General features: G+C 73.8%; 8 protein-coding genes. 5 read left to right on the top strand and 3 right to left on the bottom strand.

Going from position 1 to position 11,174, the window contains the following annotated elements:
* Positions 1 to 89 precede the first annotated feature (89 nt).
* A complete protein-coding gene (locus CW362_RS42990) occupies positions 90 to 743 on the bottom strand; it encodes a PepSY domain-containing protein (protein WP_107502011.1) in 654 nt (217 codons plus the stop codon).
* A gap of 145 nt (positions 744 to 888) precedes the next feature.
* On the opposite strand from CW362_RS42990, the gene CW362_RS10415 reads away from it, so the two are divergent.
* Entirely contained in the window at positions 889 to 1,551 is a 663-nt protein-coding gene (locus tag CW362_RS10415) for a response regulator transcription factor (RefSeq protein WP_103549098.1), read from the top strand.
* Positions 1,548 to 3,254: a sensor histidine kinase gene (locus tag CW362_RS10410; RefSeq protein ID WP_420856868.1), complete on the top strand. Its 1,707-nt coding sequence runs from the start codon at positions 1,548 to 1,550 to the stop codon at positions 3,252 to 3,254. Before CW362_RS10415 ends, CW362_RS10410 begins: the two co-directional genes overlap by 4 nt.
* Before the next feature lie 293 nt (positions 3,255 to 3,547).
* Here the strand turns inward: CW362_RS10410 and CW362_RS10405 are convergent, their stop codons facing one another.
* Positions 3,548 to 5,449 carry an ABC transporter ATP-binding protein gene (locus CW362_RS10405; protein ID WP_206300926.1) on the bottom strand — a complete coding sequence of 634 codons (1,902 nt, stop codon included), beginning with the start codon at positions 5,447 to 5,449 and terminating at the stop codon, positions 3,548 to 3,550.
* 300 nt (positions 5,450 to 5,749) lie between these two features.
* Here CW362_RS10405 and CW362_RS10400 point away from each other — a divergent pair, with 300 nt between their 5' ends.
* The 3 genes from CW362_RS10400 to CW362_RS10390 all read left to right on the top strand — a co-directional run bounded on the left by CW362_RS10400 (position 5,750) and on the right by CW362_RS10390 (position 9,293).
* A complete protein-coding gene (locus tag CW362_RS10400; protein ID WP_103549096.1) occupies positions 5,750 to 6,733 on the top strand; it encodes a lysylphosphatidylglycerol synthase transmembrane domain-containing protein in 984 nt (327 codons plus the stop codon).
* A 198-nt stretch (positions 6,734 to 6,931) separates the two neighbouring features.
* A complete protein-coding gene (locus tag CW362_RS10395) occupies positions 6,932 to 7,696 on the top strand; it encodes a crotonase/enoyl-CoA hydratase family protein (protein ID WP_103549095.1) in 765 nt (254 codons plus the stop codon).
* Positions 7,697 to 8,207: 511 nt separating this feature from the next.
* Complete coding sequence (locus CW362_RS10390; RefSeq protein WP_103549094.1) at positions 8,208 to 9,293, top strand: mechanosensitive ion channel family protein; 1,086 nt, start codon at positions 8,208 to 8,210, stop codon at positions 9,291 to 9,293.
* A gap of 57 nt (positions 9,294 to 9,350) precedes the next feature.
* Here CW362_RS10390 and CW362_RS10385 read toward each other — a convergent pair whose 3' ends face one another.
* Positions 9,351 to 10,904, bottom strand: a complete 1,554-nt coding sequence (locus CW362_RS10385; protein WP_103549133.1) for a M1 family metallopeptidase — start codon at positions 10,902 to 10,904, stop codon at positions 9,351 to 9,353.
* Between the last annotated feature and the right edge of the window lie 270 nt (positions 10,905 to 11,174).

Below are 11,174 nucleotides of genomic sequence, written 5' to 3'. Positions count from 1 at the left end.
CCGGAGGTCCGGCGGCGGGCACGACGCCCCCGGCCCCCTGACGCGACCGATGACCGTGTCAGAGGGCCGTACGGCCGAGAGCCGTGCCGTCAGCGGTCGTCGCCGTGACCGCCGTGCCCACCGCGGTGCCGGTCGCGGCCATGTCCACCGTCGTCACCGGTGTGGTCGTCACCCGCGCCCGCGCGGTCGTCCCCGCCGGCGTGGACGCCTCGGTCGTCCCCCGGCGGGTCGTCCTGTCCCCGGGTTCCGCGCCCGCGGTCGTCCCCTGCCTCGTCGTGCCGGCCGCGGTCGTCTCCTCCGGCGCGCGTCCCGTGGTCGTCGGTCCCGGTGCGCACGCCGTGGTCGTCGGCCCCGGCGTGGACACCGTGGTCGTCGTCCGCGCGGTCGTCGCCGCCGCGCCGGTCCAGGACGACGGCGCCCGTACGGATGTCGACGCGCACCTCGCGGCGGACGTGGTCGGCGCCGGCGATGTGCACCTCCCAGTAGCCCGGGTGGTCGTCGTCGAGTTCGACCCGCACGACGGTGCCCGGATACGCCTTCCGCGCGGCGGCCCCCGCCTGCGCGGCCGTCAGGGAGGCCGACGACGGTGACGGCGAGGACACCGGCGAGGCCGTGGCGGACGGACGGTCCTCGGGACCGCCGCCGTGCCGGTCCGTGCCGCCCGTGGCGAGTGCCGAGTACCCCCCGCCGCCGATGAGCACGGCGGCCACGAGGACGGTGGCGATGGAAGCGGTGCGCTTCATGTCGAGCCTCCCCGGCCGGACGGCTGCCCGGCCTGTGTCGTATCCATGTCCTGCTGTTCGATGACGTCAATGTGCCTGGGGAAAGCTGAAGGGCACCTGAAGCCACCTGAAGATCCCTTCAGGTTCCGTCTGGGAGGCTGGGCACATGCGCCTGTTGATCGTGGAGGACGAGAAGCGGCTCGCGCTCTCGCTGGCGAAGGGCCTGCGGGCCGAGGGCTTCGCCGTGGACGTCGTCCACGACGGGAACGAGGGCCTGCGGCTGGCGGCCGAGGGCGTCCACGACCTGGTGGTGCTCGACATCATGCTGCCGGGCCTCAACGGCTACCGCGTCTGCGCGGCCCTGCGCGCGGCGGGCCACGACGTGCCGATCCTGATGCTCACGGCCAAGGACGGCGAGTACGACGAGGCGGAAGGCCTGGACACCGGCGCCGACGACTACCTGACGAAACCGTTCTCCTACGTCGTGCTGGTGGCGCGGGTGAAGGCGCTGCTGCGCCGTCGCGGCTCCGCCGGTGCCTCGCCGGTGCTGCGCGTCGGGAGGCTCGTCGTCGACACGGCCGCGCGCCGGGTGTGCCGGGACGAGACGGAAGTGACGCTCACCGCGAAGGAGTTCGCCGTGCTGGAACAGCTCGCGACACGGGCCGGTCAGGTGGTCGGCAAGCCGGAGATCCTGGAGCACGTCTGGGACTTCGCCTACGACGGCGACCCGAACATCGTCGAGGTGTACGTCAGCACGCTGCGCCGCAAACTCGGCACGGACACGATCCAGACCGTGCGCGGCGCCGGCTACCGGCTGGTGGCCTCGTGAAGCGGCGGCCGTTCGGTTCCGTGAAGGCCACGATGGTCCTGTGGGCCACCGCCGTGGTGACGGTCGCGCTGGTGGCCGCCGGGATCGCGGTGCTGATGTCGCTGCGCGTGAACCTCACCGGGCAGGCACAGAGCGAGGCCAACGACACGGCCCGCAGGATCGCCCTCGGGGTCGCCACCTGGCGCGGGGGTGACGCCCGGCTGCCGCTGCCGGAGGGCGCGCGGGAGGGAGTCCCGGTGCAGGTGACGGACGAGGACGGCCGCCTGCTGGCGGTCGGCGCAGGTCTGGAGAGCATCAGCGGCACCGGTGTGACGGCCGTGCGGGTGCCGCGGACCACCGCCTCCCCCACCGTTCCCGCCCCGTCGCCGTCGCCGTCCGTCTCCCCGGCGGCGGCCCCGGGCCCGGCCACCCAGCTCGGCACCGGAACGGCCGAGAGCCACGGCGGCGGCCACGGCCGGGACAGGAACCGCGGCAACGACGACGGCCCGGACGACAGCGCGTCGGACGACGGCGGGTCGGACGACAAGGGGACGGACGACAGCGGGTCGAGTGGCCACGGCACGGACGACGACGGCGCCGACGCCGGCCCGACGCCCCGGACGGACGATCCGGCCATCGGAACCATCGGCGACACCGTCCAGGAGGGCTCCGGACACGCGGTGGTCCACGGGCGCAGTGCCCCGTACCGGTTCGCCACCGTCAAGGCCACGGATCTCGGCGGCCGGACCGTGCTCGTCCACGCGGGCGCTTCACTGGCGGCCCGCGAGAGCGCCGTCCGCAGCACCGCGGTGGCGATGCTGGCGGGACTGCCGCTGGTGCTGCTGGTCGTCGGCGGCGTGACCTGGCTGGTGACACGGCGCGCGCTGGCCCCCGTGGAGGGCATCCGGCGGGAGATGGCGGCGATCACCGCCTCCGAGGACCTCTCCCGCCGCGTACCGGAACCCGCCTCGCACGACGAGGTGGCCCGGCTGGCCCGCACCACCAACGAGACGCTCACCGCGCTGGAGGCCGCCGTCGACCGGCAGCGCCGCTTCGTCGCCGACGCCTCCCACGAACTGCGCAGTCCCATCGCCTCGCTGCGCACCCAGCTCGAGGTCGGCTCGGCCCACCCCCAACTGCTGGACGTGCCCGGCGCGGTCAAGGACACCGAGCGGCTCCAGCACCTCGCGGCCGATCTGCTGCTGCTCGCGCGCCTCGACGCCGGGGAGCGGCCCGGGCAGGGGCGGGTCGACCTGGGCGAGCTGGTCCGCGAGGAGCTGGGGCGCCGCCCCGCCGACCGCGCGCCGGTGTCCTTCCACACGGACGGGGAACATCGAGTGACGGGTTCGCGCGGCCAGTTGACCCGGGTCGTCGGCAACCTCCTGGACAACGCCCAGCGGCACGCGCGCGCCGAGGTCGTCGTGAGCGTGACGGCCCGGGGCGACCGGATCGTCCTCACCGTCGCGGACGACGGCAGCGGCGTGCCGGCCTCCGAACGCGAGCGGATCTTCGAGCGGTTCGTGCGGCTGGACGACGCGCGCGCCCGCGACGACGGCGGTGCGGGGCTGGGCCTGGCCATAGCCCGCGACGTGGCGCGCCGCCACGGCGGCACGCTCACCGCGGGCGAGGCCCCGTCCGGAGGCGCGCTCTTCGAACTGCGCCTGCCCGTGGCGGCCGCCCCCTCCCCGGAGCACGGGGCCCCGGAGCACGCCCGGGAGTCCTGACCCGGCCGGCGCCCCGCGCGGCGGAGCCCGGTCGTGACCGGTTTGCCCGCCCCGGAGTCCGGCCGCCCGTGTCGTACGGGTGCGTGGACGCCGTGGCACGGGGCGGGCCGGGTCCTCCGCCTCGGCGCCGACGAGGATCCGGAGGACGGGGTCCCGGCCCGAAGCCGCCGCCCCGGACTCTCCGCCGTACCGCCTCCGCGCTCGACGCGTGCCGACGCCCCGGCACGCCGGTGGCCGCGGCCCGGTCCGGCGGCCGGATCCCCGGCCGCGCGGCCGGGGCGTTCGCGCCCCGCCTACGGCGTCGCGTCCGCCGCGACCGGGATCGGCTCGGCGTCCTGCCGGCCGGTCCGGAACTGCGTCCGGTACAGCTCCGCGTAGCGCCCGTCCGCCGCGAGCAGGTCCTCGTGGGTGCCCCGCTCGACGATCCGGCCCGCCTCGACGACCAGGATCAGGTCGGCCGCCCGTACCGTCGACAGCCGGTGCGCGATCACGACGGCGGTGCGGCCCTCCAGTGCCTCGGTGAGCGCCTCCTGGACGGCCGCCTCCGAGGTGTTGTCGAGATGGGCCGTGGCCTCGTCCAGGATGACGACGCGCTGGCGGGCGAGCAGCAGCCGGGCGATGGTCATGCGCTGGCGCTCGCCGCCGGAGAGCCGGTAGCCGCGCTCGCCGACCACGGTGTCGAGGCCGTCGGGCAGGGACCGTACGAGTTCGTCGAGACGGGCGCGGCGCAGCACGTCCCACAGCTCGTCCTCGGTCGCGTCCGGCCGGGCGAGGAGCAGGTTCTCGCGGACCGAGTCGTGGAAGAGGTGCCCGTCCTGGGTGACCATGCCGAGGGTCGCGCGCATCGACGTGGCGCTGAGGTCACGGACGTCGACACCGCCGATGCGCACGGCACCGGCGTCGGTGTCGTACAGCCGCGGCAGGAGTTGCGCGATGGTCGACTTGCCGGCGCCGGAGGAGCCGACGAGCGCGACGGTCCGGCCGGGTTCGGCGCGGAAGGAGATGCCGTGGAGGACCTCGTCGCCGCCCCGGGTGTCGAGGGCCGCGACCTCCTCCAGGGAGGCGAGGGAGACCTTGTCGGCGGACGGGTAGGCGAAGCGGACGTCCTCGAACTCGACGGCCACGGGCCCGTCCGGGACCGTGCGGGGCTCCGGCTTCTCCTCGATGAGCGGCTTCAGGTCGAGCACCTCGAAGACGCGCTCGAAGCTGACCAGCGCGCTCATGACCTCGACGCGCGCCCCGGCGAGCGAGGTGAGCGGCGCGTACAGCCGGGTGAGCAGCAGCGCGAGCGAGACGACGGCGCCCGGCTCCAGGGTGCCCCGCAGGGCGAACCAGCCGCCGAGCCCGTAGACGAGGGCGAGCGCCAGGGCCGACACCAGGGTCAGGGCGGTGATGAAGGCGGACTGCGCCATCGCCGTACGGACACCGATGTCCCGCACCCGCCGGGCGCGCGCCGCGAACTCGGCGGACTCCTCCCCGGGCCGCCCGAAGAGCTTGACGAGGGTGGCGCCGGGCGCGGAGAAGCGCTCGGTCATCCGGGTGCCCATGGCGGCGTTGAGGTCCGCGGCCTCCCGCTGGAGCTTTGCCATACGGCTGCCCATCCGACGGGCGGGGATCACGAACACCGGCAGCAGGACCAGCGCGAGCAGGGTGATCTGCCAGGACAGGGTGAGCATCACGACCAGCGTGAGCAGCAGGGTCACCAGGTTGCTGACGACTCCGGACAGGGTGTTGCTGAAGGCGCGCTGGGCGCCGATCACGTCGTTGTTGAGTCGACTGACGAGCGCGCCCGTACGTGTACGTGTGAAGAACGCGACCGGCATGCGCTGCACATGATCGAAGACAGCCGTCCGCAGATCGAGGATGAGTCCCTCGCCGAGCGTCGACGAGAGCCAGCGGCCCAGGATCCCGAACGCCGCCTCGGCGACCGCGATGACGGCGATGAGCACGGAAAGACGGACGACGGTGCTCTCGTCCCCGTGGGCCACGATGGTGTCCACGACGTGCCCCGCGAGCACCGGCGTCGCGACGGCCAGCAGCGCGGTCACCACACTGAGGAGGACGAACTGCGCGATACGGCGGCGGTGCGGACGGGCGAAGGCGGCGATGCGGCGCAGCGTCGCGCGGTCGAAGGGACGACGCTCCTGTTGGGCGTTCATGACGCTGTGCAACTGTGTCCAGGCTGTGGTCTCCATGCTCATGGGAGAGACAGTAGGACCTCAAGCTTTGTTGAGGTCAAGGGATCCGGGCGGGAACACACCCTCGGGCGGCGCCCTGCCGGGGCCGGGGGCGGCACCGCCCCCCGCGCCGCGACGGGCACCGCGGCCGGTACCGCGGTCGGCATCGGGACCGGAACCACGGTCGGCATCGGGGTGAACACCAGGGTCGGCACCAGGCGCCCGGGGACCGCCCCTCCCGCGCCTTGCCCGGCGTGTCAGCCGCCGGCCCCGCGCCCGCAACCCCACGTTGGCGCGGTGCGGAAAACCTCTCCCGATGTGACAGCCGTACGACTTCCCCGGGCACTGCCCCGGCTCCCCCGCCTCCTCGTCCTGCGGCCCGCCGTCCGGCCGGCCCTGTGCCTGCTCCCGCTCGCGCTGGTCCTCGTGGTGGCCCTGCGCCACCGGTCCGTGCTGGCCGAGGGCTTCGGTCAGCTGAGGTCGGCCGAGTGGCCCTGGCTCGTCGCCGCGGCGGCCGCGACCTGTCTGACCTGGGTGGCCGCGGCCGTGACCCGCCAGGGCGCGGTCGTGGAGCGGCTGCCCGCCCGGCGGCTGCTCGCCACGCAGTTCGCCGCGGGCGCGGCGAACCACCTGCTGCCGACGGGGCTCGGCGCCGGGGCGGTCAACCTGCGCTTCATGACGGTGTGCGGGGTGCCGCTGGCCCGCTCGTCGGCCGCGCTCGCGCTGTACCTGCTGGCAGAGGGGGTCGCCCGGCTGGCCCTGCTCGTCGGCCTGCTGATCGCGTTCCCCGGAGCGCTCCGGATCGACGGTCTGGTTCCGGACGGCGCGGTCGGCCCCCTGCTGCTCGGCGTCGCCCTGGCCCTGTGCGCGGCGCTGGCGGTGCTCGCCCTCGTACGACGGCTGCGCGCGGCCCTGTTCTCCTTCCTGCGCACCGCCTTCGGGGAGGCCCGCTCGGTGCACACCCGCCCGTCCCGGGCCCTCGCCCTGTGGGGCGGCTCGCTCGCCTTCCCGCTGCTCCAGGCCGCCGGACTGGCCTCGGTGGGACGGGCGCTGGGCCTGCCGGTGTCGCCCACGCACATGATGATCGCCTACCTGGCGGCGACGATCGCGGTCGCGCTGGTGCCGACGCCCGGCGGGCTCGGTTCGGTGGAGGCCGCCCTGGTCGTGGCCCTCGTCGCGGCGGGCGGCCCGGTGGCCGTGGCGACCGCGGTCGTGCTGGCGTACCGGATCATCACGGTGTGGGTGCCGCTGCTGCCGGGGGCGCTCACGCTGGGTGCCCTGGTCCGCTGGAAGGTGATCTGAGCCCGTCCGCCCTGGCCCGTCCGCCCCGGGTCGCGCGTTCCGGCCCGTCCACCCTGGCCCGTGCGCCCCGGGTCGTGCGTTCCGGCCCGTCCGCCCTGGCCCGTCCGCCCCGGGTCGTGCGTTCCGGCGTACGCCGTGATACCGATGAGTAACCACGGCGTGCGATGTGGCGCGCCGGCCGCGGAAAGGGACAGCGCGATGCCGGTCCGTATCGAACGTCAGGGTCACGTCACCACCGTCGTCCTCTCCCGGCCCGCGGCCCGCAACGCGGTCGACGGGCCGACGGCGGCCGAACTCGCCGACGCCTTCCGCAAGTTCGAGGCCGACGAGACGGCGCGCGTCGCCGTGCTCTGGGGCGAGGGCGGCACCTTCTGCGCGGGCGCGGACCTCAAGGCCCTCGGCACCGAGCGGGGGAACGAGGTCGCCGAGGACGGTGACGGGCCGATGGGGCCCACCCGGTTGCGCCTGACCAAGCCGGTGATCGCCGCGGTCGCGGGGCACGCCGTGGCCGGCGGTCTGGAGCTGGCGCTCTGGTGCGATCTGCGGGTCGCCGAGGAGGACGCCGTCTTCGGGGTGTTCTGCCGCCGCTGGGGCGTGCCGCTGATCGACGGGGGCACGGTACGGCTCCCCCGGCTCATCGGCACGAGCCGGGCGATGGACATGATCCTCACCGGCCGTCCGGTCACCGCCCAGGAGGCGTACGCGATGGGGCTCGCCAACCGTCTCGTCCCGGCCGGCCGGGCCCGCGCCGAGGCCGAGCGGCTGGCCGCCGAGATCGCCGGTTTCCCGCAGGCCTGTCTGCGCAGCGACCGTGCCTCGGTCCTCGACCAGGAGGGTCTGGTCGAGAAGGAGGCCATGCGGACCGAACTCCGTCACGGCATGGACGTGCTGGAGGAGAGCAGGGAGGGCGCGGCCCGCTTCGCCTCCGGCGCGGGGCGGCACGGGTCCTTCGACGGACGGTGACACCCGCGGGCGTCCGTCCGACACTGGGCGACGGAACCCTCCGCGAAGCCGTCCCGGCGATGGACCGTGGACGCCCTTACCGACGAACCCGGCCTCCGGTCCCGGGGGTCGGGGACGCCTCCACTCCGGCCGAGCCCGGCTCTCCCCGACCGAGGCGGCCTCTCCCGCCGCCCCTGAGAGGCGGCCCCGGGCGCCGGAAACGACCACGCCCCGGCCGGCCCCGGCCCGGATCCCGGCCGCCCCGGGACCACGGCGGGCCCCGTCCCGCCAGGACGGTCGCGCCGGGATGGTCGCGGCGGACGGCCGTCGGACTCCCCCAAGGGTGGTCCCGCACGGGGCTGGTGACGGGACGGCAGGTGGATGCGGCAGGATGAGCGGTCTCCCCGGACGACGACGAACACCCGTCCGGGCATGATCGCGCGTTCCCGGATTCGAGCAGGTGGCAAGTGACGACACAGCACATTCGGCCCGCGGGCCCTCACCCCCGTCGCGGCCCGCGAGGAGGTCATCGATGAAGCGCTCCGTCACCCTGGACGACCTGATGATCGCCGGAATAGCCGTGGCGGCCGGGCTGCTGGCGGCGTTCCTGCTGCGGATGCTGCTGCGCTGGCTGGGCAAGCACGCCGAGCGCACCCGCTGGAGCGGCGACGACATCATGGTGGACGCGCTGCGCGCCTTCGTGCCGTGGTCGGCGGTGGCCGGAGGCGTCGCCGCGGCGGCCGCGGTGCTTCCGCTGACCGCGCCGGTCGGCAAGACCGTCAACCGGTCGCTGACCGTCCTGCTCATCCTGGTCGCGACCATCACCGCGGCCCGGCTGATCACCGGGCTGGTCCAGTCGGTGACCCAGTCCCGCTCGGGCGTCGCCGGTTCGGCCACCATCTTCGTCAACATCACCCGGGTCGTGGTGATGGCGATCGGCTTCCTGATCGTCCTACAGACCCTGGGGATCTCCATCGCGCCCCTGCTGACGGCCCTGGGCGTGGGCGGCCTCGCCGTCGCCCTCGCGCTCCAGGACACCCTCGCCAACCTCTTCGCGGGCGTGCACATCCTCGCCTCGAAGACGATCCAGCCGGGCGACTACATCCGGCTGAGCACCGGGGAGGAGGGGTACGTCGTCGACATCAACTGGCGCAACACCACGGTCCGTCAGCTCTCCAACAACCTGGTCATCATCCCTAACGCCCAGCTCTCGGGCACCAACATGACCAACTTCACCCGGCCCGAGCAGAAGATGACGCTGCTGGTGCAGGTCGGCGTCGGTTACGACAGCGACCTCGACCACGTCGAGCGGGTCACGAACGAGGTCGTCGCCCAGGTGATGACCGGGATCGACGGCGCCGTCCCGGAGCACGAGCCCGCCGTGCGCTTCCACACCTTCGGCGACTCGCGCATCGGTCTCACCGTGATCCTCGGTGTGGGCGAGTTCAGCGACCAGTACCGGATCAAGCACGAGTTCATCAAGCGCCTGCACAAGCGCTACCGGGACGAGGGCATCCGGATCCCGTCGCCCGCCCGGACGGTCGCGCTCCAGCCCGGCGGAGCGGGGTTCGCGGAGGCGGCCATACCCCATCAGCGCGAGGCCGCGAAGCGGCCCTGAGAACGGGCCGGGGCCGGGCGGAGGAATCCGCCCGGCCCCGGCCGTTCGCCCGCTCGGTCAGAGCGTGGCGGTCGAGTCCGGGTAGTGGCCGGGCGCGCGGTGACGCGGCGCGACCAGGCTCGACACCACCGGGGTGACCGTCCAGTCCGGGTGGTTCGGCATGCGCGGGGTCTTCGTCCCGTACAGCCAGTCGTTCAGGAAGCCCGACTGGTCCGCTCCGGAGATCTCGGAGGCGACCGCGACGTAGTCCGCGGTGGTCGCCGCGGAGTTGCGGTAGCGGTCCAGGAAGGTGCGCTCGATCCGGTTGAAGACGTCCTCGCCGACCAGCTCGCGCAGCGCGTACAGGACCAGGACCCCGCCCAGGTAGCGCTGGCTGTCGAAGAGGTTGGCGGCGTTCGGCGCGGCGACGGGGCCGGAGGACTGACGCCACTGGTCGCCCCGGGCGTACGTGTCCTTCATCCGGGCTTCCATGGTGGTCAGACCGAGCGAGTCGGCCCAGCCGCGCTCGTAGCGGTAGAGCAGCCCGTAGAAGTCCGCGTGGCCCTCGTTGATCCACAGGTCGGCCCAGTTGGCGGGGCTGACGCTGTTGCCGAAGTAGGAGTGCACCAGCTCGTGCATCATGTGCGAGCCGATCTTCTTCTCCTCCTGGAGCAGGAAGTTCGGCTTGTAGAGCGTGAGCGTCTGGGTCTCCAGGCCCGTGAAGTCGAAGGCGTTGGAGGCGTCGTTGTTGCAGGGCAGCAGCCCGTACGTCTCGAACGGGTAGGCGCCGAGGCGCTGCTCCAGCCACTCCACGAGGTTCGGGGTGAGCGCGAGCGCCGGCTCCAGCGCGGCGGCGCGCGCCACCGGGACGACGTCCCGCAGCCCCAGGCCGTGCGGACCCTGCCGCTCCTTGACGACGTAGTCACCGACGGTGATCTGCACCAGCTCGGTGGCTATCGGGTCGGCCGAGCGGTACGTGTACGCGGTCCGGTCGCCGTCGAGCTGCTCCGTGCGGACCAGCGAGCCGTTCGCGACACCGCGCAGGGTGTTCGGCACGGTGACGCGGAAGCTGAAGTCCGCCTTGTCCGTCGGGTGGTCGTTGCACGGGAAGACGGTGTGCGCCGCGTTGGGCTGGGGGCAGATGGCGAATCCGTCGGGAGTGGGCACCCAGGCGGTGTAGGGCAGCGTCTTGGCCGGGTCGGCGCCGTACTCGACGCAGACCGCGGCGGCGCAGTTCTTCGGCAGGGTCCGCGCCGGGGTGATCCGCAGCTTCTCGTCCACCTGCTCGAAGGTCGCGGCCACGCCGCCGACCTTCACCGCGCGCACGTCCAGGCCGAGCGCGTCGAGCGAGAAGCGCGAGAGGCCCTGGGTCGCCTTGATCCTCAGGGTCGCCTTGGCGTCGACCAGACGGGTCGTGGCGTCGTACGCGAAGTCGAGGTGGTACGCCTCGACGCGGTAGCCGTCGTTGCCGAGGGCCGGGTAGACGGAGTCACCGAGGGTCTCGGCACCCGGGGTGCCCTGATCCGGCTTGGCGTCCAGCGGCCGGGCCGAGGCGGTGGGGGCGACGGCGAGTGCGGCGGCGGTACCGAGCAGCGCGGTCACGGGGGCCGTCACTCTGGTGCGATATCTCATCATTCGCTTTCGTTCGGGCGACGGAGAGCCGGGAGGTCCGCCGCGGGATCAGGCGCGCGGGCAGGTGCGCGATCACTCTCATGTACGGCTGGGCGGACCAACTGGTTGCCTCTGACGGGGACTTGCCGTTTTCACTCCGGCCCGCGCGTTCACATCAGCGGGCCGGACGGGTACCGGAGGTGTCCGCTCCGGGCGTTTCGCCCCGACGGGACCGCTCCGGCACCCACGGCCGTTTTCCGCCCCTCCCGGCCCGACGCGGAACGGACCCCT

This window comes from Streptomyces populi, from assembly GCF_002911015.1.
GTDB lineage: Bacteria > Actinomycetota > Actinomycetes > Streptomycetales > Streptomycetaceae > Streptomyces > Streptomyces populi.
Note: the sequence above shows the minus strand (reverse complement) of the source record. Positions and strands in the feature narration are given on the sequence as shown.

Excerpts from the sequence above, each read along its gene's own strand:
- CW362_RS10385 (WP_103549133.1), bottom strand. The coding sequence starts at position 10,904 with ATGAGATATCGCACCAGAGTGACGGCCCCCGTGACCGCGCTGCTCGGT.
- CW362_RS10415 (WP_103549098.1), top strand. The coding sequence starts at position 889 with ATGCGCCTGTTGATCGTGGAGGACGAGAAGCGGCTCGCGCTCTCGCTG.
- CW362_RS42990 (WP_107502011.1), bottom strand. The coding sequence starts at position 743 with ATGAAGCGCACCGCTTCCATCGCCACCGTCCTCGTGGCCGCCGTGCTC.
- CW362_RS10390 (WP_103549094.1), top strand. The coding sequence starts at position 8,208 with ATGAAGCGCTCCGTCACCCTGGACGACCTGATGATCGCCGGAATAGCC.
- CW362_RS10405 (WP_206300926.1), bottom strand. The coding sequence starts at position 5,449 with ATGGAGACCACAGCCTGGACACAGTTGCACAGCGTCATGAACGCCCAA.
- CW362_RS10395 (WP_103549095.1), top strand. The coding sequence starts at position 6,932 with ATGCCGGTCCGTATCGAACGTCAGGGTCACGTCACCACCGTCGTCCTC.